The sequence below is a fragment of the Actinacidiphila oryziradicis genome (genome assembly GCF_005047355.1).
In the GTDB taxonomy this organism is placed as follows: domain Bacteria; phylum Actinomycetota; class Actinomycetes; order Streptomycetales; family Streptomycetaceae; genus Actinacidiphila; species Actinacidiphila oryziradicis.
In genome coordinates this window covers 58,051-81,622 of the sequence record NZ_SUMC01000001.1, presented here as the reverse complement: position 1 = coordinate 81,622, position 23,572 = coordinate 58,051, and the positions used below count along the sequence as shown (strand labels likewise).

The window sequence follows — 23,572 nt, the reverse complement described above, 5'->3', positions numbered from 1 at the left end:
CGTCCCCGCCCCGGGGACGGCCTACGGCCGTTCCCGACCCGTTCCCCGTACCGTTCCAGAGCCGGTTTGACCCGAACGGCAACCGCCGCGTAGCCTTGACCTTCGGCGTTTCTGCGCCCACTCCTGAGCAAATCCCTCTCGGTTTCACCGGGAGAGGCCCCCCAATGTTCCACCGGGACGGCTGGCATCAGGGGTACCGATTCGAGCTAGAGAGTGAGTCCCGCGTGTACGCAGTCGTGCGCAGTGGCGGTCGCCAGCACAAGGTGGCCGTCGGCGATGTCGTCGAGGTTGACAAGATTCCCACCGGCAAGGTGGGCGACGCGGTCGAGCTCTCGACCTTGCTCGTTGTCGACGGCGAAGCGGTCACCAGTGACCCGTGGGTGCTGGCCGGCATCAAGGTCCTGGCGGAGATCGTGGACCACCACAAGGGCCAGAAGATCGACATTCTTCGGTACAAGAACAAGACCGGCTACCGTCGTCGTCAGGGTCACCGTCAGCAGTACACGGCGATCAAGATCACCGGTATCCCCGCGGCTGCGAAGTAAGGGACTGAGAAGAGATGGCACACAAGAAGGGCGCATCGTCCACCCGTAACGGACGTGACTCCAACGCCCAGTTTCTCGGCGTAAAGCGTTTCGGCGGCCAGGTCGTCAACGCCGGTGAGATCATCGTCCGTCAGCGTGGCACCCACTTCCACCCCGGCGCGAGCGTCGGCCGTGGCAAGGACGACACGCTGTTCGCCCTGGCCGCCGGTGCGGTCCAGTTCGGCAACAGCCGTGGTCGCAGGGTCGTGAACATCATTCCGGTCGCTGAGTAATCAGCCCGTAGAGCGATCACCGAGGGCGGACCGCTTCTCCCATGGGGGAAGGGGATCCGCCCTCGGTGCGTTAACCCGAGAACAACCCTGTATGTATCTGGAGGAACCTGCCATGACCACCTTCGTGGACCGCGTCGAACTGCATGTCGCCGCGGGTAACGGAGGCCACGGCTGCGCCTCCGTACACCGGGAGAAGTTCAAGCCGCTCGGCGGCCCCGACGGCGGCAACGGCGGCCGTGGCGGCGATGTGACCCTGGTCGTGGACCAGGCCGTCACCACGCTCCTCGACTACCACCACAGCCCGCACCGCAAGGCCACCAACGGCAAGCCGGGCGAGGGCGGCAACCGCTCCGGCAAGGACGGTACGGACCTGGTCCTGCCGGTGCCGGACGGCACCGTCGTCCTGGACGGCAACGGCGAGGTGCTGGCCGACCTGGTGGGCCAGGGCACCACCTTCGTCGCGGGGCAGGGCGGCCGCGGCGGCCTCGGCAACGCGGCGCTCGCCTCCGCCCGCCGCAAGGCGCCCGGCTTCGCGCTGCTCGGCGAGCCGGGCAAGGCGCGGGACATCGTGCTGGAGCTGAAGACCGTCGCGGATGTCGCGCTGGTCGGCTACCCGAGCGCGGGCAAGTCCTCGCTCATCTCCGTACTCTCCGCTGCCAAGCCGAAGATCGCGGACTACCCGTTCACCACCCTCGTCCCCAACCTCGGCGTCGTGACGGCCGGTTCGACCGTCTACACGATCGCCGACGTCCCCGGCCTGATCCCCGGCGCCAGCGAGGGCAGGGGACTGGGCCTGGAGTTCCTGCGGCACGTCGAGCGCTGCGAGGTGCTCGTCCACGTACTGGACACCGCGACCCTGGAAGCCGACCGCGACCCGGCCACCGACCTCGACATCATCGAGGCCGAACTGCGCGCCTACGGCGCCGGTCTGGAGAACCGGCCCAGGATCGTCGTCCTCAACAAGGTCGACATCCCCGACGGGCAGGACCTCGCCGACATCATCCGCCCCGATCTGGAAGCCCGCGGCTACCAGGTCTTCGAGGCCTCGGCCGTCTCCCGGCACGGGCTGAAGGAGCTCTCCTTCGCCCTCGCGGAGATCGTCGCCCAGGCCCGCGCCGCCAAGCCGGTCGACGAAACCACCCGCATCGTCATCCGGCCCAAGGCCGTGGACGACGCCGGCTTCACCGTCACCGAGGAGGACGGCGTCTACCGGGTGCGCGGCGAGAAGCCCGAACGCTGGGTCCGCCAGACCGAGTTCTCCAACGACGAGGCCGTCGGCTACCTCGCCGACCGCCTCAACCGCCTCGGCGTGGAGGCGGCCCTCGCCAAGGCCGGTGCCCGCGCCGGTGACGAGGTCGCCATCGGCGAGGAGGACAACGCGGTCGTCTTCGACTGGGAGCCCTCCCTCGCCGCCGGCGCCGAGATGCTCGGCCGCCGAGGCGAGGATCACCGCTTTGACGCGCCGCGTCCGGCGGCTCAGCGTCGTCGTGAGCGTGATGTGGAGCGGGTTGACCCGCAGAAGGAGTACGACGCGTTCAAGGCGTTCTGACGGCCGGGCGTCGCGGGGGCGTGGAGGCACGGGCATGGCGGCGTTCCGTGCCCGTCCTGACTGTGTTCCTCGCCACCCCGCCGGCAACGGGTAGGTGAATACGCCACAGGTTTTCGGGCGGGTCGTGGCCCCTGCGGGCCGCGGCCCGCCCAGCTGCCTTGCGACGGCGTGTCGCGGAGTGAGACGATCCCACGACCCTGTTTGTTTTCCACAAGGACTCCTGGCGTTTCCTCAAGGTAGGTCGACCGTGTCACAGAGCGCAGCCAAGCCCCGCACAACAGCAGTCGTCCTGGCCGGTGGCACCGGTCAGCGCGTCGGCCTGGCGATTCCCAAGCAGCTCCTGAAGATCGCCGGCAAGGCGGTGATCGAGCACACTCTCGCCACCTTCGAGCAGGCCAAGAGCATCGACGATGTCATCGTGCTCATGGCGCCGGGTTATGTCGGGGACATAGAGAAGATCGTCGCCAAGGCGGGAATGACCAAGGTGACCAAGGTCATCGAGGGCGGCTCGACCCGCAACGAAACCACCGAGCGCGCCATCGCGGCACTGGGGGAGGGACTCGCCGAGGGCGAGGACCGCAATGTCCTGTTCCACGACGCCGTACGCCCGCTGCTCTCGCAGCGTGTGATCAGCGACTGCGTCGCGGCGCTCGATCGTTACCAGGCCGTTGACGTCGCCATCCCGTCCGCGGACACCATCATCGTGACCCGGACGCACGGCAAGGACGGCGAGTTCATTACCGACGTGCCGGACCGTTCCCGGTTGCGCCGCGGCCAGACCCCGCAGGCATTCAAGCTGTCCACCATTCGCCGGGCGTACGAGGTCGCCGCGGGCGACCCGAACTTCCAGGCCACCGACGACTGCTCGGTCGTACTCAAGTACCTGCCGGACGTGCCGATCTATGTGGTGCCCGGCGACGAGTACAACATGAAGGTCACCCAGCCGGTCGACGTCTTCATCGCGGACAAGCTCTTCCAGCTCGCCTCGCACGCGGCTCCGCAGCCGGCCGACGCCGCCGCGTACCGCGAGCTTCTGGAGGGCAAGACCCTCGTCGTCTTCGGCGGCTCCTACGGCATAGGCGCCGACATAGCCGACCTCGCCGTGAAGTACGGCGCCAACGCCTATGCGCTCGGCCGCTCCACCACCGGCACCCACGTCGACAACCCGGAGCATGTGGACGACGCGCTGTCGAAGGCGTACGCGGAGACAGGTCGCATCGACTATGTCGTCAACACCGCAGGCGTCCTGCGCATAGGGAAGCTGTCCGAGACGGACAACGCGACCATCGAGGAGGCGTTGAGAATCAATTATCTCGCGCCGGTCCAGATCGCCCGCGCCTCGCACAAATACCTCGCCGAGACTCAGGGCCAGTTGCTCCTCTACACATCCAGCAGCTACACCCGGGGCCGGGCCGAGTACAGCCTGTACTCCTCCACCAAGGCGGCCATGGTCAACCTCACCCAGGCGCTCGCCGACGAGTGGGCGCCGGACGGCATCCGCGTCAACTGCGTCAACCCGGAGCGCACGGCCACGCCGATGCGGACCATGGCCTTCGGCAAGGAGCCGGAGGGCTCGCTGCTCTCCTCCGAGGCGGTCGCCCGCAGCTCCCTCGATGTGCTGGTGTCCGGACTGACCGGCCATGTGATCGATGTGCGGCAGCAGGACCCGACCAAGGGCGCCGCCGCCACCGCGAACGGGTTCGAGCACGCTCTGGCCGCTGTTTTGGCCCAAGGCGAAGGCGCCTAGTATTGTTCTTGACTCAGGATTTATGGGTCTCTGGTTGTGCTTTGCCGGCCGCAACCAGGGGCCCGATCTGTTAGTGGCAGTTTCTGCAATCCCTCGCACCGGACCATGTTCGCCATTTCCCCAGGAGTAGGCCCCTCGTGATATCGACCGCCGTCCGCCTGGCCCGGGTGGAAACCCGCGCTGAGCTGGCCGCCGCGCTGCTGATGCTGCTGAGCTATCCGTGCGTCATGGCCGCTGCCCTGATTCCGAATCTGTGGCTCTTCATCGCCGCCGGGGCGGTGAGTTATGTCAGTGACTGGTATCTGCACCAGCGTGGCACCTACCTGATCAACAGGCTGAGCAAGGCACGGGCGGGCCTGTCCATCCGTTTTCTTGCCCGCGAACTGATGGTCGTTCTCTTCCTGGCCCGGTCGAACAACACGGACGCCTCGGTCTATTACGCGGCTATTATCTGCTTCCTGGTGTTCTATGCCCTGCTGGCCCCGCAAAGCGCGGTGCTCACGCTGATCCGGAACCGCCGCAAGCTGCCGTTCGCCACGCGCAACATCGACCTGGCGGGGCTGCACATCCCGGACGCTCCCTCGCAGTTGCTCACCAACCGCGCCGCGGAGAAGATGCTCCACCTGGATTTGGCGGCCGTGGTCGGCCTGCTGATCGACGCCCAGACCGGCAGGGCCGGATACGGATTCGTCGGTGTGGGCATCACCCTCGTGCTCGGCGCCACCTACACCGCGGCGCTCGTCCCGTATCTGCGCAGGGAGAAGCTGCCCGCTGGCACCGACAAGGCGCTCGCCTACATGGACAAGTGGCTGCTCAGCTACAAGCCCACCACGGTGCTCTACTTCTCCGGCTCCAAGGACTCGGCCTACCAGGCCAATATGTGGCTGGAGACGATGGCCGAGCTGGACGGCCGGCCGCTGGTGATCCTTCGCGAGCGCTTCATCCTGCCGCAGCTCGCGGACACCGCTGTGCCGGTGCTGTGCGTGCCCGGCGCCGTCCACCTGATGAACCTGGACTTCTCCACGGTCCGGGTCGCGCTCTACCCGGCGAACGTCGGCAAGAACATCCACCTGCTGCGCGTGCCCACGATGCAGCATGTCTTCGTCGGCCACGGTGACAGCGACAAGCTCGCGAGCGTCAACCCCTTCAGCAAGGTCTACGACGAGGTGTGGACGGCCGGCAAGGCCGGTCGCGACCGCTACGCGCTCGCTGACGTCGGTGTGCGCGACGAGGACATCGTCGAGGTGGGCCGCCCGCAACTGGCGGGCATCGAGCCGTGGACCGGCGCCCCGATGGGCCGTATCCCCACGGTGCTCTACGCACCCACCTGGGAAGGCTGGACGGATGAGCCGGGCAACACCTCGGTGATCCTGGCCGGCGAGAACATCATCAGACGACTGGTCACCGCGAAGAACCCGGTCCGCGTGCTGTACAAGCCCCATCCCTTCACCGGCACCGTCAGCTCGAAGGCCAAGAAGGCCAACGACCGCGTCATCGCCCTCCTGGCGAAGGCCGCGGCCGAGCGCTCCGCCGACCCTTGGTTCGCCTCGCGTTCGGCGGCCGGAGCTGCCGAGCGGGCCGAAGCGGGCGCCGAGCTCGTGCGAATCGAAGCCGAACTGGCGAAGCTCGTCGACGCCGAAGGCAAGATCGGCGACGACGCCGAGGCTTCGCGCGACGCCGTGGCCAACCCCGCGCGGGTCGCCGAGACGGCTCGGCTGCGTGCGGAGTGGAACGCCGCGTACTGGCGCTCCTTCGGCAGCTGGGAGCACAAGCTCGTCGACGGCCCGATGCCGCATCTCTACGACTGCTTCAATGTCGCGGACGCGATGGTCTCCGACATCTCCAGCGTCGTCTCGGACTTCATCGCCAGCGGCAAGCCCTACGCCATCACCGATTCGGCGGGGCTGGGCGAGGTGGAGTTCAAGCGGCAGAACACCGCCGCCCGTGCCGCCCTGGTCCTCGACAACGACGCCTCGCAGATCGAGGAACTCCTCGTGGCGACCGCGGGGGAGGACGAGGACCCGCTGCTCTTCGCCCGCAAGGAGCTCAAGGCCTATCTGCTCGGCCCCGACGAGCCCACCTCAATGGTGCGCTTCAACGCCGCCGTACACGCACTCGCCGCCAAGGCGGAGACCCGCAACGCCGGCCAGCCGCTCGGCGACGGCAGCGAGGCCGACGACGAATTCGGAGCGGCCGTCGCCGGACAGCAGCCCGAGGCCGAGATCGTGGTAGAAGGCTGATATCACGAGCAGTAAGCACGAAAAGGGTGCCCTGTCCTGTCGTATGGGAGGACAGGGCCCTTTGTACCCCGGTAGAAAGGGGGTGCGAAGGTTTCGCACACGTGATGCGCGGGTACCCGCCGCGCTAATTACCGTGGACCCGGATGAGGAGCCCCCCAATGGACCGTCATGACTTCCTGCGCCAACTGCACAAAGTGTACAAACCCCGGAACTATCTGGAGGTAGGGGTCAATGACGGACGGAGCCTCGCCCTCTCCCGCGTGGCGTCGGTCGCCGTCGACCCGGCCTTCAAGCTGGTGACGCAGATCAGCTGTGATGTCCACCTGGTCAAGGCCACCAGCGACGACTTCTTCGCCCGCAAGGACCCGCTGCTCCACCTGCGCCCCGGCCGCAATCCGTTCCGGGCGCTCGCCCGCAAGGATCCCCTGAGCTGGTTCGGCGACCCCAAGCTGGAGCTGTCGTTCATCGACGGCATGCACATCTTCGAGTACGCGCTGCGCGACTTCATGAATGTCGAGCGGCACTCCCGCTGGTCCAGCGTGATCGTCCTCGACGACATGCTGCCCCGCAGCGTCGACGAAGCAGCTCGCGACCGGCACACCAAGTTCTGGACAGGCGACGTCTACAAGGTGGCCACCGTCCTGCGGCTGCTCCGCCCCGACCTCGTTATCGTCGCGGTGGACACCGAGCCGACCGGAGTGCTCCTGATATTCGGCGCGGATCCGGACAGCACAGTACTCAGAGAGCAGTACGACCGCATCCTTGAGGAGCATGTGACTCCCGACCCGCAGGACGTTCCCGAAGAGATCCTTGCTCGCAAGGCCGCAATCGCGCCGGAGCGGCTGTTGCACGCCGACTTCTGGCCCTCCCTGGTGCGGGCCCGCAACCTGGGCCGCTCCCGTTCCGCGTTCGGTGCGCTGCGCGGGCGGATCGAGTCGCTGATGGAGTGATCGTCGGACGACGACCTTGCTGTCTGCCCGGGTGACATCTGGAGTAAACCGTGTGATTGCCGCCCGTTCATGAGATATGCAAAGATCTGGCCTGGGGGAAGAGGGCAATTGCCCGATCAAGCGGACTCGGCGTTGGGATATTCATCGTGAAGGCACTGGTTCTCTCGGGAGGAGCAGGCACCCGGCTGCGGCCGATCACCCACACCTCGGCGAAACAGCTCGTTCCCGTGGCCAACAAACCGGTGCTCTTCTATGGGCTCGAGGCGATCGCGGAAGCGGGCATCACCGAGGTCGGGATCATCGTCGGTGACACAGCCGACGAAATCCGCGAAGCGGTGGGTGATGGCTCCGAGTTCGGGATCAAGGTCACGTACATCCCGCAGGAAGCCCCGCTCGGTCTCGCCCACGCGGTACTGATCGCGCGGGGTTTCCTCGCTGACGACGACTTCGTGATGTACCTCGGCGACAACTTCATCGTCGGCGGTATCACCGGCCTCGTCGACGGATTCCGCGCTGAGCGGCCCGCTGCCCAGATCCTCCTGACCCACGTCCCCAACCCCACATCCTTCGGCGTTGCCGAGCTGGACGCCGAAGGCCGGGTCAGGAGCCTTGAGGAGAAGCCGGAGCGGCCCCAAAGCGACCTTGCACTGGTCGGCGTTTACCTCTTCTCCCCGGCCATACACGAGGCGGTGCGCTCCATCAAGCCGTCCTGGCGCGGCGAGCTGGAGATCACCCACGCCATTCAGTGGCTGATCGACCAGCAGCGGGACGTGCACTCCACGACGATCTCCGGTTATTGGAAGGACACCGGTAATGTCGTCGACATGCTGGAGGTGAACCGCTCCGTGCTGGAGACGATCGAGCCCCGTATCGAGGGCACTGTCGACGAGTTCAGCGAGATCATCGGCCGGGTGCAGATCGACGCCGGCGCAGAGGTACGGGGCTCGCGCATCGTCGGTCCCGCGATCATCGGCCCCCGCACCGTGGTCGCCGACTCTTACATCGGCCCGTTCACCTCGGTTTCCGAGAACTGCCGGATTGAGGACAGCGAAATCGAGTACTCCATCGTTCTGCGTGACTCCTCGATCACCGGTGTCCGCCGGGTCGAGGCCTCGCTCATCGGCCGCAGCGTCGAAGTCACCCCCGCTCCGCGCAACCCCGCAGCCCACCGCCTCGTCCTCGGCGACCACAGCAAGGTACAGATATCTTCATGACCACCACCAAGATCATCGTTACCGGTGGGGCGGGTTTCATCGGCTCCCACTACGTCCGTACCCTGCTCGGCCCCGACGGGCCCGGAGACGTCCAGGTCACCGTGCTGGACAAGCTGACCTACGCGGGCAACCCGGCCAACCTCGACGTGATACGCGAGCACTCCGGCTTCGCTTTCGTCCAGGGCGACATCTGCGACGCCGAACTGGTGAACAAGCTCATCGCCGAGCACGACCAAGTGGTCCACTTCGCCGCCGAGTCCCACGTGGACCGCTCGATCCTCGGTGCCACCGAGTTCATCCAGACCAATGTGGTCGGCACCCAGACACTGCTGGACGCTGCGCTCCGCAACGGCCTCAAGACCTTTGTGCACATCTCCACCGACGAGGTCTACGGTTCCATCGCCGAGGGCTGCTGGCCGGAGACAGACCCGTTGCAGCCCAACTCCCCGTACTCGGCGGCCAAGGCGTCCAGCGACCTGATCGCCCTCGCCTACCACCGCACTCACGGCCTGGACGTGCGGGTGACCCGCTGTTCCAACAATTACGGTCACCACCACTTCCCCGAGAAGGTCATCCCGCTCTTCATCACCAATCTGCTGGACGGCAAGAAGGTCCCGCTGTACGGGGACGGCGGCAATGTGCGTGACTGGCTGCACATCGACGACCACGTTCAGGGCATCGACCTGGTACGCACCCAGGGCCGGGCCGGCGAGGTCTACAACATCGGTGGCGGCACCGAGCTGTCCAACAAGGAACTCACCGACCTGCTGCTGAAGGCGTGCGGCGCGGACTGGGACAGCGTCGAGTACGTCGAGGACCGCAAAGGCCACGACCGCCGCTACTCGGTGGACTGCACCAAGATCGGCACCGAACTCGGCTACACGCCGCGCAAGGACTTCGCGACCGGCCTCGCCGAGACTGTCGCCTGGTACCGCGACAACCGCCCCTGGTGGGAGCCGCTGAAGGAACGTGCTGCGCTGTGACCGCGACTGCTACGTGGCTGGTCACCGGGGCCGGCGGCATGCTGGCCCAGGACCTGCTGGCCCGGCTCCGGGACGAGTCCGTCATTGCCTTGGACCGCAAGGCCCTCGACATCACCGATGCGGACGCCGCCCACGCGGCGATCGCCGAGCACCGACCGGATGTCGTGGTCAACTGCGCCGCTTGGACCGCCGTTGACGACGCCGAGACCCGCGAGGCCGACGCCTTGCGTATCAACGGCGACGGGCCGCGCAACCTCGCCGAGGCATGCGCCAAGACCGGCGCCAGGCTGCTGCAGGTCTCCACGGACTACGTCTTCGCCGGGGACGGCACGAAGCCCTATGCAGAGGACGCCTCCACCGGGCCGCGCAGCGCGTACGGCCGGACCAAGTTCGCGGGTGAGCAGGCTGTGCTCTCCGGCATCCCCGACGCGGGCTACGTGGTCCGTACGGCATGGCTGTACGGCGCGGGCGGTGGCAACTTCGTCCGCACCATGATCAAGTTGGCGAGGGTCAAGGACACCCTCGATGTGGTCGACGACCAGCGGGGCCAGCCCACCTGGACAGCGGATCTCGCGGACCGGCTGGTCCGGCTCGGCCGGGCGGCGCTCGCGGGCAACGCCCCGGCCGGTGTCTACCACGGCACCAGCGGTGGCGAGACTACCTGGTTCGGCTTCACCCGGGAGATCTTCCGGCTCCTCGGCGCCGACCCGGAGCGGGTCCGCCCGACCAGCAGCGGCGCCTTCGTCCGCCCAGCACCCCGCCCGGCTTACAGCGTCCTCGGCCACGACCGCTGGCAGGCGGCCGGCATCGAGCCGATTCGCGACTGGCGGGAGGCGCTGCAGAGCGCTTTCCCCGCACTGCTGGCGGCTGAGCGCGCTATGCCAGTGACTTAGGGCTTGTAAATAATCAACTCGCTGATTTGATCTCTGTCGCAGGGGCGATGCCGTGCGTATCGGCATAGACGCGGAGGCCTGCGAGAGTGCTCAGGTGTGCGGCGGGAGGGCCGGGTGGTGTCCGTGCTGGTCCATCAGCTTCGTTGTCTCGGTGGTGGCTTGACGGATGGTGTCCTTGCTGACGGTGAACAGGTGGGCCAGTACGGAGGGCGGCAGGGCGAGGTGCTGTTGCAGCACGGTGGCCAGGACCCGACCGCCCGCGCCACCAAACGAATCCCGCCATGCCCTAACGACCGGGCCTCGGCCCCCATCAACAGCCGCCGCTGACGCTCATCCAGATGTGGGAAACCAGCTGGAACTTCGCCGCCAACCCCGCCTCGACCAGCCCTAAGCGGGCTGTTCGAGGCTCTGACGTGTGGAAACGCTGTCGATCAGGGTTTCCGGCAGCCATTAGGCCGCTGATATTGGACTGAGGGGGGTGAACTCAAGAGACCAGTGCAGCGTGAGATCGTGATGGTTCCCGGGACAGGCCGAGTGGATTCGGTCCGTCCCACCGCCTGGCTTGGCAGATGCCGCTCTGTCAGTCGCTCCCGTATGTGGACAGCAGCGAGGCGTAGGCGCCCTCGGCCGCCCGGCCTGAGGCGGTGCCGGGCGGGGTGTGGGCGAGGAACGCGTCGGCGACCCCGGTGTGCACGATCCGTCCCCCGTACAGCACGGTGACGTGGTCGGCTTCCTCGGCGAGATCCGCGATGTCGTGGGTGGACAGCAGTATCTGGACATCTTGGGCGAGGCTGTTCAGGATGTCGCGGAAGACGCGCCGCTGACGCGGGTCCATGCCCGCGGTGGGCTCGTCCAGAAGGAGGACTTCGGCGCGATGTACCAGCGCCCCGGCCACGCCCACGCGGCGCAGCTGGCCGCCGGAGAGCTGTGAGGTCCTGACACCGGCTTTGTCCGCCAACTCGACCCGGGCCAGCGCGCGCTCGGCCTCGGACCAGGCGTCTGGCCGGTTCAGACCTTTCAGCCAACCGATGTAGGCGACATACTCACGGGCTGTCAGGGAGGGCATTGGAGTGATGTTCTGCGGCATCCAGGCCACCCGGCTGCGGTACTCCTTGCTGTGGGCATCGAGTGGTCCGAGGCGCACAACCGTCCGTGGCTGACGCCAACAGTTCGTGAGGTTCTGTGAGCGCCTCGCGTCGTGTGGCCTTGACCTGGTGGAACAGAGCGAGCGGGTTGGTAGCGACGTCGCTGATCTGCTGCGGCACTAGGTGCCGCAAGGGCGTCCTTCCCCGCCTGTGGCCGCTGTCAGTTGTCGAGCGAGCTGTCGATCGACGAGAGCGGGACCGAGTACAGCACGCGCTCCGGTATCGCCGTCGGTTCCCACGCCGCGTCAGCGTTGGCCGCCCATTCGGTGAGCGTCCACACCCGGCCCGTACTCCACCAGTAGGACATGCTCTCAGTGTGCTTGCCCCAACAGGCGTACGCGGTGTCCGTCCCGCAATTCGCCGCCGCCATCGCGCCGCTGCTGTTCTGGCGCCACAGGATGCCGTGCTGGCCTACGCCCCCACGGGCGTCGTCGACATACCAGTTCGCCTCGCTCGCGCCACTCGGTTTGTGCGAGAGCACCCCTTGTACCCCGACGGCACTCGTCTCGTACGCCTCCGTCGCGTTGGCGTCGTTGCTGCTGTCCGTGCTCAGCCAGCCGGCGTCCGAGGTGCTGAAGTTGTAGCGCCACACACGGGCGGGGCCACCGCTGCCGCTGGAGGAGAACCACTCCGTGGCGACCAGACTGTCCGGCGTGCTGCTCCGGTCCAGCGATATGGAGGCGAAGCACGGGAGATTGTTGTCACTGGCGGTGCTGCAGCCCCCGCCGGCGAGGCTGTAGGAGCCGATGGCCGGCATCACATACTGGTAGCCGTCCGCCGACCAGCCGCCGTCCACTTTGCCGACGGCGGAGCTGTTGACCGTCGCCTGCAGGATGCGGCCCATGTCGAACACATACATGACGTTGTGGTCCGCGTCGGTGTCGTACGAGGTGACGTACAGCTTGTCCTGGTACCAGGACATTCCGCCCATATGGGACTTGAGCGCTTTGTAGTCGGTGCCGCCATTGAGCGGGACGGTGAGCAGGACCCAGCGATACTTGAAGGCGCTTGGGTCGTTGGCGTCGATGAAGGCGACGCGGGCCATCTCCCCGTTGGCTGTGGTCCGGTTCGTCCATCCGGCAAGGATGACCTTGTTGTCGCCCCAGCTGCCGTCGTTGTCCGCATCACCGGAAGAGGTGACGGACTGTGGCAGCCAGTCCTGGGTGGTCGCGTCGCCGGAGTCCCAGCAGTACGCGGACTCGGCCTGTGGATCCACTGGCAGGGCGGCGGATTCGGTGCTGTCGCAGCTTGCCGCATTGCGCATGGGGTGGTTGGCGCTGGCGAGCACCTGGGAGACCCCTCGCGACGTGCCCATCAGGCTGGCGAGGTTGTCGAGCGACGCCGTGGGCACCCGGTGCTCCACGAGTTGGAGCTTCGCCAGTTCGGACGACGAGGTCAGCGGACGCAACGCTCCCGGATTGTCGCCCGCCGCGGCCTGCGAGGGCGTAGCCGGCAGGAGTGTTGCAGTCGCCATCAGGGTAGCGGTGACGACTATCTGGAATATTCTTCGGGGTGCCCTCACGGGATCCTCTCTGGCCGCCCCGAGGCCCCGGCAAGCAGGGGCATTGAGGCTGATGATGTGAAAGGTGAGGGAGCGCTCTGCGTGAACTCCCTGCCAGCACAGACTACTTACAACGAATGACTGTTCGGTACCCCGCCGGGTGAGAGCCGGGTCGCGGAACGGGGACCCGTCAACGGTGGCTCAGGGCGGCACCGAACTGGGCCGTGTCCGCTGGAGCGCCCACCCCGCTCGGGCCGAAGGCGATGGCGCCGGTGGTGGTCGGGCCTGTTTTGACGCCGTGCAGGACCCACGCCGCTCCGTCGCCCGCGTTCTCGTCCGGGTCGCCGACGGCGAGCTGCGCCCGCTCGTTCGCGGTGCTGCCCACAATGGTCACGGCCTCCCCGAAACGGTCGCCTCTCTCCAGGATGCCCGGGACGCCAGGGGACTCCTGGCTGAACACGGTGGCGCCGGTGCCGGTGAGAGCCTGGGCGCTGCCTTTGAGGATGAGCACGCTGCCCGCGTCCTTGACCCGGCCGATGTCCTCGCCCGGGACGCCGGTCACGACATCGGCGTAGCCGTCGTTGTCGATATCCGCGACCGACAGGCTGCTCCCCATCCCGTCATCGGCTTCGGCGGCGCCGGGGGACGCCTGCGGTGGCCTGGCTGGTCCAGACGCTCTTGAGGCTGGTGTTCTGCCCCGTCGGGCCGCCGTAGACGACACCGATGGCGCCGCCCTTGGTCGGCTGTGGCTGTGCGTGGTCGCTGTCGTAGTTCTCGGCGGCGTGTCCTACGACGATGTCCCCGTAGCCGTCCTTGTTTAGGTCGCCGATGGCGATGTGCTCCCCATTCATGAAGTCGACCCACTGCTGCTGGTTCCGGTCGTCCGCTGACGACCGGGGCGTCGCGTGGACCGCGGGCGGGGTGCCGGCGCCGATGACCGCGACTGCGGCCGCCAGGGCCACGCTGTGTCCGATCCTGCGCTTGGACAATGCTGCTCCCGATATTCATAAGTCGCACCGGGCAACGGAGTCCACGGGGTGAACTCCTCGGGAACACTGACCACCCGCAGAGGTGAACGGTTGTACGTTCCGGCCTTCAGGACCGGGTCTTGCGCAGCTCCGCGTAGAAGGCCCGGCAGTCCTCGTAGGAGGGGAGCAGCCCCTGAGCCTCGGCCTCCGCCAGGGTAGGTGCCGCCTCGTCCTTCTCGGAGAGCAGCAACTCGACGCCCTCGGGCCACTGGATGGCCAGAGTGGGGTCGAGCGGGTGGATGCCGTGCTCCCGCTGCGGGGCGTAGCCCTCGGAGCAGAGGTAGACCACGGTGGCGTCGTCGGTGAGCGCCAGGAAGGCGTGCCCCAGGCCCTCGGAGAGGTAGACGGCGTGGTGAGTCTGGTCATCGAGGCGGACGGCCTCCCACCGGCCGAAGGTGGGCGAACCGGTGCGGATGTCCGCAATGACATCGAGGACCGCACCGCGCACGCACTTGACGTACTTGGCTTGGCTCGGCGGTACGTCGGCGAAGTGGATGCCCCGGAGGGTGCCCCGGGAGGAAACGGAGCAGTTGGCCTGGGAGAGCTGCAGGCGGTGGCCGGTGGAGTCCAGGAAGTCGTCCGCCTTGAACCATTCGTGGAAGCTGCCACGACTGTCCGGGAAGACCTTCGGCTCATGTACCCAGGCGCCGGAGATTCCGAGCTGCCGCATGTGATCACGTCCTTGTTCCGTACGAAGTGGGGCCCCTCGGCCGAGGGGCCCCACGATCTGCTGGTGGATGGCGCCCGCTACGAGTGCCATGTCCTGTGCACCCAGTCCTATGCGCCCAGTTTGGCGGCCAGACGCCGCAGCCTCTTGCGCGCGGCGGGATTGACCCGCTGCATAACCGGGGCACCGATCCGCTGCAGTATGCCGCGCTTGGCGGCCCGGCGGCGCTCCGCCGAGGCCGCCTGCGCGGTGGCGGGGTCGACGGTGTCAAAGCCGTCGGCGAGCCGGAGGCGGCCCTTGTCGTCCACGCTCACCTGCCCGATCTTCAGCTCCGGGCCGGCACCGTGCCCGTCGAGACGGGCGGAGAGCTGCCAGGTGCCCGGACGCAGGCCGGTGAAAGGGGCGGAGCTGTCGAGCCGCTCCTTGGCCAGCAGATGAACCCTGCCGCCCACCTGCAGGAGATCGGCGGGCAGTGCCACGGATCCGGCGTCCGCGCCCTTGCCGCGCAGGACCAGCCAGGCCGGAGACCGGTCCGTACCCGGGAAGGAGACGGCGGCAAGCTCCAGCTCCAGAGGACCGCTGTCGCCCGGCATCCGCAGGATCTCGCGCTTGGCGAGGGCGTCACCGAGCTTCTTTCCACGACGGCCGACGTCCAGGGTGAGGTTGTTGTGCGGCTGGGTGAAGTACGGCACCGTGAGCTGGGCGGGTTTGCCGAGCAGCGCGGGGAGGCAGCGCTCGTCCACATGGGGGGCCCGGTCGGCGCCGAGACGTGCCTTGCGGACCAGGCCCAGGCCGCGGACCGGGACCCAGACGTCCCACATGCCACGGGTCAAGGCCGCACGGCCCTTCACCGCCTTGGGGTCGAGGTACCCGGTGCCGCGCAGCACCACCTGGCAGCGGACTCCGTCCGCGCCGCCATCGCCGGCGATGTCCAGTTCCTCTATCTGCGCCTCGAACTCGGCCGGGCATGACCATTCCACAGCGGTTTCGCGGTCGCGCAGACTGAGCTCGGCCTTGAAACCGTCCAGCTCGTCGGTTACCTCTACCAGCTCACCGTCGTCGAGCAGTCCCTGGTGGAAATCCGGGTGCAGGTAGTAGCGGTCGCCACGCTTCAGGAGGGCGAGCGGCGCCTTGTCGTCGCCGTGCACCAGCCGAGCGCTGATGGTGACAGCGATCCTGCCGCCTTCCCAGGCCAGGTCTTCGATACGGGCGGCGCCCTTGGCCGAGGCGGCCCGGCGGGCCAGCTCGACGAGTTCCTGTCGCTTGTTGCGGCGCAGCAGTGTGGAGCGCACGCGCAGAATCGCGCCGAGCCCGTTGTGGACATTGTCGTTGATGTGGTCGGCGGCCAGCTCCTGGACGGCGTCGACCATCTCGTCAAGGTACTCGGGGGAGTACTTCACGACCGAGGGCTCGCTGAGCCGGCCGATCATTTCCACCCGGTAGAAGCGGCGCAGCAGACCGTCGCGGAACTCGCCCGGCTCAGTATTGGCGACGACGACGTCGAGGACTTCCCGGAGGTTGCCGTAATAGCCGGAGGGGATGATCTTGGCGGAGCCGGCGTTCTTGCCGTCGTCGCGCTTGGAGTAGTGGTAGCAGGTGTAGTCGCCGAGGATGGAGACGACCTTGGCCGGGAAATAGGTCTCCATCATGTACAGCTGGTCCTCAAGGCGCCGCTTGCCCTCCGGGTACGCGATCTTGTTGTCGCGCAGGAAGGCGGTACGGAACATCTTGTGCGGTGTGAGGCTGTCGACCAGCGGGGCGTTGTTGATGGTGCACTTCTCGCGGTTGACCCGGAAGACGCCGTGCGGGACACCGCGGAAGTTGCTGGCCACCTTGCCGATGACGATGTCGGAGCGGTTGCGGTGGCCCATCTCGTACAGGCGCCGCAGTGCGTCCGGCGCCAGGTAGTCGTCCTGGTCGACGAAGTGCACGTACTCCCCCCGGGCCTCCGCGACGCCAATGTTACGCGGCTTGCCGGGCCAGCCCGAGTTGGGGATGTGGATGACGCGGACCTGAGAGTGCTCGGCGGCGAGTTTGTCCAGGCGCTCAGGGGTGTCGTCCGTTGATCCGTCGTCGACGAAGAGCAGCTCCAGTTCCTCAGCGGGCAACGACTGGCCCAGCAGAGATTCTATGCAGGGATTGATGTATTTGTCCGGGTTGTAGACCGGGACGATAACGCTCACCTTGACCGACATCTGAGAACCGCCTCACTGCACGCGACCCCCTCCGGGTCTCACCTGCACCGACAGCCTGGTGTACGGCGAGTCGGCATCGGTTGGTTTGCGCGCTAGATAATTGAATACGTCATATTCTCCGGCATGCCCGAGCGCTGCCGCGACCGGCCTGCCGGAGTCAAGGCTGGGCCGGCCGGAAGAACGCACGTTCCCCGCAACAACCATCCACCGTGTAGTGGGATGCCCCAGCAGAACCTGGATCATATCGAGCTCGCACTGATCGTTCGAGGGTTCGATGTATCGATCACACCCTACGTTCATTCGCGCGCCGGGTTCGGTGGCCTGCGGGCTGCCGTCCGGCCGACAGGCAGGCCGCCGGGTTCGGTGGCCTGCGGGCTGCCGTCCGGCCGACAGGCAGGCAGGCAGGCAAGCGACCTGTTCAGACAGAGAAGACCCCTGGGACAACCTTCCGATGCCATCGCTTGTTGTAGCACGCGTCCGAATCCCGGCAGACAGGAAACCACCACGGTGTCTCGTCGTCCGTTGCGCCGCTGGGCCGCCGCTCTGGCAGCCTGCGCGGCCGCACTTCTGGGCGGCACCGTGGCCGCCGTGCCCGCGCATGCGGGAAGTACCAAGGACGGGCCGGTCCTCACGGTCACGGTCGCCGGTGACGACCTGGGGCTTCCTGTGCCGGGTTCCGCCTCGGATCCCGGAGAGGACGCCGCAGCCACCACTATCGGGAAGGTCCGGGCCACTACGGTTTACGACTCCGGGCTGCCGTTCGACCACCAGCATGCCAACGACACCGCCGCATTCACCGTCAACCGGCCGGGTACCTTCCTTGATGGCCTCCACGACATTGCCCAGGTGGCCGTAGCAATCGTCCGGAGTGATCGCACTGCTGCTGCTGTTGTTGCCGCCGTCCTCGCGCCGGTTCCACTGATAGCAGGGGTAGTCGCCGAGGACGGAGACGGTTTTGGCGCGCACGTAGGCACGGGCCATGAAGAGCTGGTCCTCCAGCCGGACCCGTCCCTCCGGGAAGCGGATGCCATGGTCGAGGAGGAAGTCCCGGCGGAACATCTTGTGCGGGGTCAGGCTCTCGAAGAGCGGGGCGTCCGCGGCGGTGCAGCGTTCGACGGTGCGCTTGAAGACATTGCTGGGCCCTTGCATGGTGCCGCGCACCTTGCCCAGGACGATGTCTGAGCCGTTGCGAGCGGCCAGGGCGCAGAGCCGTTCGAGCGCTTCGGGTGCCAACTCGTCGTCCTGGTCGACGAGTTGGACGTACTCACCGCGGGCCAGGTCCACCCCGACGTTGCGAGGTTTGCCGGGCCACACGGAATTCTCCTGGTGGTGCACGCGGACATGCGGGTGCGCTGCCTTCAGGCGGTTGAGGCGTTCGGCGGAGTCGTCGGTCGAACCGTCGTCGACATACACGACTTCATACGCGTTCGGGCCGAGGCTCTGGTTGACGAGTGATGGTGGACAACTGTCGATGTATGAACCGGCGTTGTAGATGGGCACAACGACACTGACTTTGATCATGGATATCCCCCCTGGGGCATGGAACTTCGTAAATCAGAAACCTGTGCATGACCTGGGGTTGTACGTGGCTTGGGACAACCTTTGCGTCAGGGTGGCGGCCAGGTGTGGCCGTGGGGGGACATCCGATGCCCGCGTGACTCGTTATGGAACGCGGAAGGCTTTGGTGCCCTCCTCCTGAGTGAAGCGAACGGCGCTACGGCAGACCCGCCAGCCGGACAGCCGACAGCCGACAGCCGGGCGCGGGGCCAAGGGCAACAGGGACTGAATGCATATGGGTTTGACCAGCCAAACGACGGTGTACGTGATGGCGGCGTGGGCCGCAGGCTGTGTGGGGCTGATGGTGTGGCTGTGGCCCCGGCTCGCCAAGCCGGGGTTACGGTCGGTGCTCGGGCGGCTGGCCGTGATCGGGGTCACGCAAGTCGCGATCGTCGCCGCGTTCTCGGCGGCGGTGAACTCGTCGTACGAGTTCTTCGGTTCGTGGAGCGAGCTGTTCGGTAACGCCGACACGGCTCCCGTCGCTCTGACGAACCCCCAGGAGCAGAACGGCGGCGTCACCGGTATCAGCAGCGTCTCCGGCTCGCTGATACAGCCGGGAGGCAACCAGCAGCTGAGCCGGGTCTCCGGGCTCCCCAGCGGCCCCGCGGCGCAGAACGGCCGGGTCGAGTCGGTACGGGTCATCGGCCGTCGTACGGGTGTGGTGGACCAGGCGTTCGTGTATCTGCCGGCGCAGTACTTCCAGAAGGCGTACGCACGGCAGCGCTTCCCGGTGATCGTCGCGCTCAGCGGCTACCCGGGCAGCGTCTACAACCTGGCGCAGTATCTGCGCGTGTCGCAGACGGCCGGCGAACTGCAGAGCAGGGGCGAGATGCAGCCAACGATCATGGTCATGATCCGGCCCACCATCGCCCCACCGCGCGATACCGAGTGTGTCGATGTCCCCGGCGGCCCGCAGACCGAGACCTTCCTGGCCAAGGATCTTCCGGATGCCCTGAAGTCGGTCTACCGGGTCGGCCACGACGCCAGTGCCTGGGGAGTGATGGGCTACTCCTCCGGCGGCAGCTGCTCGCTTCAGCTGACCATGCGGAATCCGAACGTCTACACCACGGCGGCCGCACTCTCGCCCGACTACAGGGTCAAGGACGACCCCACCACCGGCAACCTTTTCGGCAGCGGCCCGAAACGCCAGGCCCGGATCAACGGGCACGATCTGATGTGGCGGCTGAAGCATCTGCCCGCCCCCCAGGTCTCGGTGCTCGTCGCCAACAGCAAGCACGGTGAGCGCGGTTACGGGCAGACCCTGGCCTTCGTCAGGGCGGTCCGGGCGCCGATGCGCGTTGTCTCGATCCTGCCGAACAGCGGCAGCCACAACTTCCCTACCTGGGTGCGGGAAATGCCGGCCGCCCTGAAGTGGATGAACCAGCAGTTGACCTTCCCCCAGGACGTCGTTCCGCGCCACCACCCCAATGCCGTCACCACGGCCCACCCCAAGGGTGGCCGCTCCAGGGTGCGGGCCGGGGCATCGGTCCCGGCCCGCACGAGCGGCGGCAGGTGAGTTCCGGCCTCAGAGGCCGCGCGAATGGGTGGGGCGGTGTCGCGTGCCGAGCTGTGGCATCAGCCGACTCCGTCGGCGGGGGCGCCTGGAGGTGTTGTCGTCGGTCTCGGTCGACGACTCGCCCCCAGCCTCCGTCCGGGAGGTGCCCCCACCAAGCTCTCGGCTCCGCTCGAGCAGGGGGCACCCCCATCGCGTCGCCTCGCCCCCAGCCTCCGTCCGGGAGGTGCCCCCAGGAGGTGCCCCCACCTTCACCCGCTCCACCTATTCGCGCGGCCTCTTATCCCAGGCCGGTCTTCGCGGCGGTCTTCGCGCCGGTCTTCGGCAGCGGGAGGTCCGCGCTGCTGACCGTCATCGGCGCGTCGGTGAAGACCCGCAACCGGATCCGCAGATGGGCGTGGCTCTTGGGCAGCTTGAAGACCCGGCTGTTCGGCGTCAGGTCGTAGTGCGCGGAATGGTGCGGCCCCAGGACGGTGGGGCCGGTGCGGATGATCCAGTAGCCGGTGGCGCCCACGCCGTTGCTGACGGCGAAGTTCGGGGTGAGGGTGGTGCCGGTGGTGTTGGCCGCCTCCAGGGTGACGGAGGTGATGCCTTGGGCATTGGTCTGTACGCGCTCGATCGTCAGGTGGAGCGGCGGGGAGCTGGCAGCCGCCACCGCGCTACATACGGCGGCGGGGGCGAGCATGGCGGTTGCCAGCGTGGCGTTGACCGTGCGCCGGCGGGGGAAGGGCAGCCGGGGCTGCCAGGCGGAGGCGAAGACAGATGAGGGGACCGTGGCGGCGGCCGCGAGCCACAGCGGCGTCATCATCAGGTAGTAGCCGTCCTGGGAACGCGTGGCCAGGTAGAAGGCGCACCAAGGCAGGACCGTTGCGGCGGGGCCGAGCCGGCGGACGAAGACGACGAAGACGGCGAGCAGGCCGATGGCGAGCAACGTGCTGCCGTAGGAGTAGAAGTCCAGCCGACTGCTGCCCTCGGTGAAGTAGTACGAGATGCCCATGAGCCCCTGACCGTGCAGGACCGCGTGCTGGGTGAGCGGCAGGAGGATGCCCGAGAGCCAGTCGCGGGGGCTCTGCACGATGAAGTACGCGTTGATCGCGAACCAGGTGAGGACGGCTATGCCAGTGAAGCGGGCGAGGATGACCAGCGCGGCGCGTGCCGGGAGTTCGCCGCGTCGTACGGCGTAGATCCCGGCCACCAGGAACGGCGCGAGGAACCAGGGCAGCTGCTGGGCGGCGCAGGCTGCGCCCAGGCAGACCGCCCGCAGGATGTCGGGGCGGCTGAGCCGTCCGCCGGAACCGACGCCGGTCCAGCGGACCACGACGGGGATGAGCAGGACGAGGGAGATGATGGCTGGGTAGCCCAGACCGGCGTACGACGGGAGCATCTGAAAGCCCAGGCAGACCATGGTGGCCGCGGATCGCCAGGGGGTGGGCAGCAGGGCCCAGAGGGCGACCGTGCCGATGAGCAGCGCGGTGGTGGTGACGAGGGTGACCGCATTGGTGCCGATGACGGCGTAGACGGGCGCCGTCAGCAGGATCGCCAGCGGCGGGTAGCCGAAGGAGTAGTCGGTGCCGCCGGCCATCGTGTGCGTCGTCCCGACATGCATCTGCTGGAAGATCCAAGGCCAGGACTGGCCGTAGACCAGGTGGCCGTGCAGCAGCTCATGGGTGGCCTGCGCGGCGAGCACCGACTCGTCGCCGTTGCCGTGGTCGAGGATGTACCTGCAGGTGGTGAGGGTGAGCGCGACCAGCAGCACCGCGAGGTCGGCCCGTACGAGCGCCTTGCGGCGGCGTACAACCAGCGCGGAGATGCCGAGGATCAGGATGGCGGCGTAGCAGAGCGAGATGACGCCGCCGAGCACCGGGTGGATCACTATGGCCTTGGTCCACAGGGACCGGGTACCGATGAACATGCTGATGACGGCCAGCAGCGTCATTCCGCGATGCCATTGCGATGGGGCGGGCTCGGACGCGCCGGGACCGGAGGTTCCGCGCCGCAGCCCCAGGGGCTGGAGAGTGGTGGATGCGCCGGTGGCAGTGGCTGCCGGGACCGTCTCGCTCATGAAGGGACTTCTCTTTTCCAAGCAATAGCCGTCAACTACATGGATGTAGATGCACGATCCCGGCATGGCGTTGCCTTGAATATGAGCCAAATATGCGATGAACGTCTGCGGTGCCCGTCCGCCGGAAGGCGGAGGGCTGAGATCCACGAGGTCTTCACCCGCCCCTGAGCGGGCGTCCGTGGGATGAAACGCCAGGGCAGCCGCACAGCCCGCTCGCGTAGATTGCGAAGAAGGCAGTGACGCACAAGGTGAGGAAGCGCGTGGCAGCGGCTAGGCAGGACGTGGTGGAGGCCCGCAGGGTTGTGGTGAAGGTGGGGTCGTCGTCGCTGACCACGGCGGCCGGGGGGCTGGACGCGGACCGGGTGGACGCGCTGGTGGACGTACTCGCGAAGGCCAAGGACAGCGGGGCCAAGGAGATCGTGCTGGTGTCGTCCGGCGCGATCGCGGCCGGGCTGGCACCGCTGGGGCTGACGAAGCGGCCGCGGGACCTGGCACGGCAGCAGGCGGCGGCCAGTGTGGGACAGGGGCTGCTGATGACGCGGTACACGGCGTCGTTCGCGCGGTACGGCGTACGGGTCGGGCAGGTACTGCTGACGTCGGACGATGTGAGCAGGCGGGCGCACTACCGGAACGCGTACCGGACGCTGGACCAGTTGCTCGCCATGGGCGCGCTGCCGGTCGTCAACGAGAACGACACCGTGGCCACGGACGAGATCCGGTTCGGGGACAACGACCGGCTGGCGGCGCTTGTGGCGCACCTCGTACGGGCCGACTTGCTGGTACTGCTGTCGGATGTGGACGGGCTGTACGACGGAGACCCACGCACCCCGGGCACCACACGGATCGGCGAGGTCGCCGGGCCGGAGGATCTGGCCGGGGTCTCGATCGGCAGCGCCGGCAAGGCCGGGGTCGGCACCGGCGGCATGGTGACCAAGGTCGAGGCGGCCCGGATCGCGGCCGCAGCCGGGATTCCGGTGGTGCTGACCGCGACGGTCCACGCCGCCGACGCCCTGGCTGGCGGCCCCACCGGCACCCTCTTCCACCGCACCGGCAAGCGCTCCGCCGACCGGCTGCTCTGGCTCGCCCACGCCTCCACCCCGCTCGGGGCGCTGATCCTGGACGACGGGGCCGTGGCGGCCGTCGTCGAGCGGCACAAGTCGCTGCTCCCGGCAGGGGTGTCCGGGGTCGAGGGACACTTCGCCGCCGGGGACCCGGTCGAGCTGCGCGACGTCTCCGGGCGGGCGGTCGCCCGGGGGCTGGTGAACTTCGACGCCAGGGAGCTGCCCCGGCTGCTCGGCCGCTCCACGCGCGAGCTGGCGCGCGAACTCGGCCCCGCGTACGAGCGGGAGGTCGTGCACCGGGACGATCTCGTACTGTTGCACCCCGGCGGCTGAAGCGACAAGGGCGAACGACGGTACGAGCCTGCGGTCCCGCAAGTGGCTGATTGGTGAAAACGCCCCCGCGACCCCTCCGGGGCTGGTCAACTTTGAGACGTAGTACGAAACGCCGAC

Annotated in this window: 19 protein-coding genes and 2 pseudogenes; 11 read left to right on the top strand and 10 right to left on the bottom strand. The window is 67.6% G+C overall.

Going from position 1 to position 23,572, the window contains the following annotated elements; genetic code table 11:
* Positions 1-224: 224 nt before the first annotated feature.
* The 9 genes from rplU to rfbD all read left to right on the top strand — a co-directional run bounded on the left by rplU (position 225) and on the right by rfbD (position 10,393).
* Positions 225-545 (top strand): 50S ribosomal protein L21, encoded by a 321-nt coding sequence (gene rplU / locus FCI23_RS00440; RefSeq protein WP_136721402.1) that lies wholly within the window; start codon positions 225-227, stop codon positions 543-545.
* A 14-nt stretch (positions 546-559) separates the two neighbouring features.
* Positions 560-817: a 50S ribosomal protein L27 gene (gene rpmA / locus FCI23_RS00435; RefSeq protein ID WP_136721401.1), complete on the top strand. Its 258-nt coding sequence runs from the start codon at positions 560-562 to the stop codon at positions 815-817.
* 112 nt (positions 818-929) lie between these two features.
* A complete protein-coding gene (obgE, locus tag FCI23_RS00430; protein ID WP_136721400.1) occupies positions 930-2,366 on the top strand; it encodes a GTPase ObgE in 1,437 nt (478 codons plus the stop codon).
* Between the two features lie 247 nt (positions 2,367-2,613).
* Complete coding sequence (locus FCI23_RS00425) at positions 2,614-4,113, top strand: bifunctional cytidylyltransferase/SDR family oxidoreductase (RefSeq protein ID WP_136721399.1); 1,500 nt, start codon at positions 2,614-2,616, stop codon at positions 4,111-4,113.
* A 137-nt stretch (positions 4,114-4,250) separates the two neighbouring features.
* Positions 4,251-6,353, top strand: a complete 2,103-nt coding sequence (locus tag FCI23_RS00420) for a CDP-glycerol glycerophosphotransferase family protein (RefSeq protein ID WP_246143186.1) — start codon at positions 4,251-4,253, stop codon at positions 6,351-6,353.
* 158 nt (positions 6,354-6,511) lie between these two features.
* Entirely contained in the window at positions 6,512-7,303 is a 792-nt protein-coding gene (locus FCI23_RS00415) for an O-methyltransferase (protein WP_136721398.1), read from the top strand.
* A gap of 146 nt (positions 7,304-7,449) precedes the next feature.
* Positions 7,450-8,517: a glucose-1-phosphate thymidylyltransferase gene (locus tag FCI23_RS00410; RefSeq protein WP_136721397.1), complete on the top strand. Its 1,068-nt coding sequence runs from the start codon at positions 7,450-7,452 to the stop codon at positions 8,515-8,517.
* A complete protein-coding gene (gene rfbB, locus FCI23_RS00405; protein WP_136721396.1) occupies positions 8,514-9,500 on the top strand; it encodes a dTDP-glucose 4,6-dehydratase in 987 nt (328 codons plus the stop codon). The genes FCI23_RS00410 and rfbB overlap by 4 nt, the downstream gene beginning before the upstream one ends.
* Positions 9,497-10,393 carry a dTDP-4-dehydrorhamnose reductase gene (rfbD, locus tag FCI23_RS00400; protein WP_136721395.1) on the top strand — a complete coding sequence of 299 codons (897 nt, stop codon included), beginning with the start codon at positions 9,497-9,499 and terminating at the stop codon, positions 10,391-10,393. Before rfbB ends, rfbD begins: the two co-directional genes overlap by 4 nt.
* A gap of 13 nt (positions 10,394-10,406) precedes the next feature.
* Here rfbD and FCI23_RS59135 read toward each other — a convergent pair.
* The 9 genes and pseudogenes from FCI23_RS59135 to FCI23_RS00365 all read right to left on the bottom strand — a co-directional run.
* Positions 10,407-10,645 (bottom strand): annotated as a pseudogene (locus tag FCI23_RS59135) (ISAzo13 family transposase); the annotation flags it as partial.
* Positions 10,642-10,778: pseudogene (locus FCI23_RS64595) on the bottom strand (ISAzo13 family transposase); the annotation flags it as partial. The pseudogenes FCI23_RS59135 and FCI23_RS64595, both read right to left, overlap by 4 nt.
* 195 nt (positions 10,779-10,973) lie before the next feature.
* Positions 10,974-11,537, bottom strand: coding sequence for an ATP-binding cassette domain-containing protein (locus FCI23_RS00395; RefSeq protein ID WP_322973770.1), 564 nt, complete (start codon positions 11,535-11,537; stop codon positions 10,974-10,976).
* A 161-nt stretch (positions 11,538-11,698) separates the two neighbouring features.
* The gene (locus tag FCI23_RS00390) at positions 11,699-13,012 is read right to left on the bottom strand and encodes a hypothetical protein (RefSeq protein WP_136721394.1); all 1,314 of its coding nucleotides are present in this window, start codon (positions 13,010-13,012) and stop codon (positions 11,699-11,701) included.
* Positions 13,013-13,229: 217 nt separating this feature from the next.
* Positions 13,230-13,655 (bottom strand): FG-GAP repeat protein, encoded by a 426-nt coding sequence (locus FCI23_RS00385; protein ID WP_136721393.1) that lies wholly within the window; start codon positions 13,653-13,655, stop codon positions 13,230-13,232.
* 4 nt (positions 13,656-13,659) lie between these two features.
* Positions 13,660-14,028: an FG-GAP repeat protein gene (locus tag FCI23_RS00380; RefSeq protein WP_136721392.1), complete on the bottom strand. Its 369-nt coding sequence runs from the start codon at positions 14,026-14,028 to the stop codon at positions 13,660-13,662.
* Positions 14,029-14,134: 106 nt separating this feature from the next.
* Positions 14,135-14,737, bottom strand: a complete 603-nt coding sequence (gene rfbC, locus FCI23_RS00375) for a dTDP-4-dehydrorhamnose 3,5-epimerase (RefSeq protein ID WP_136721391.1) — start codon at positions 14,735-14,737, stop codon at positions 14,135-14,137.
* A gap of 107 nt (positions 14,738-14,844) precedes the next feature.
* Positions 14,845-16,929: a glycosyltransferase family 2 protein gene (locus FCI23_RS00370; RefSeq protein ID WP_136721390.1), complete on the bottom strand. Its 2,085-nt coding sequence runs from the start codon at positions 16,927-16,929 to the stop codon at positions 14,845-14,847.
* A gap of 12 nt (positions 16,930-16,941) precedes the next feature.
* The gene (locus FCI23_RS00365; RefSeq protein WP_246143185.1) at positions 16,942-18,450 is read right to left on the bottom strand and encodes a glycosyltransferase family 2 protein; all 1,509 of its coding nucleotides are present in this window, start codon (positions 18,448-18,450) and stop codon (positions 16,942-16,944) included.
* A 271-nt stretch (positions 18,451-18,721) separates the two neighbouring features.
* On the opposite strand from FCI23_RS00365, the gene FCI23_RS00360 reads away from it, so the two are divergent.
* A complete protein-coding gene (locus FCI23_RS00360; protein ID WP_136721389.1) occupies positions 18,722-20,002 on the top strand; it encodes an alpha/beta hydrolase in 1,281 nt (426 codons plus the stop codon).
* Between the two features lie 277 nt (positions 20,003-20,279).
* Here the strand turns inward: FCI23_RS00360 and FCI23_RS00355 are convergent, their stop codons facing one another.
* Positions 20,280-22,061, bottom strand: a complete 1,782-nt coding sequence (locus FCI23_RS00355; protein ID WP_246143184.1) for a hypothetical protein — start codon at positions 22,059-22,061, stop codon at positions 20,280-20,282.
* 260 nt (positions 22,062-22,321) lie between these two features.
* On the opposite strand from FCI23_RS00355, the gene proB reads away from it, so the two are divergent.
* Positions 22,322-23,455: a glutamate 5-kinase gene (proB, locus tag FCI23_RS00350; protein WP_136721388.1), complete on the top strand. Its 1,134-nt coding sequence runs from the start codon at positions 22,322-22,324 to the stop codon at positions 23,453-23,455.
* Positions 23,456-23,572: the final 117 nt, after the last annotated feature.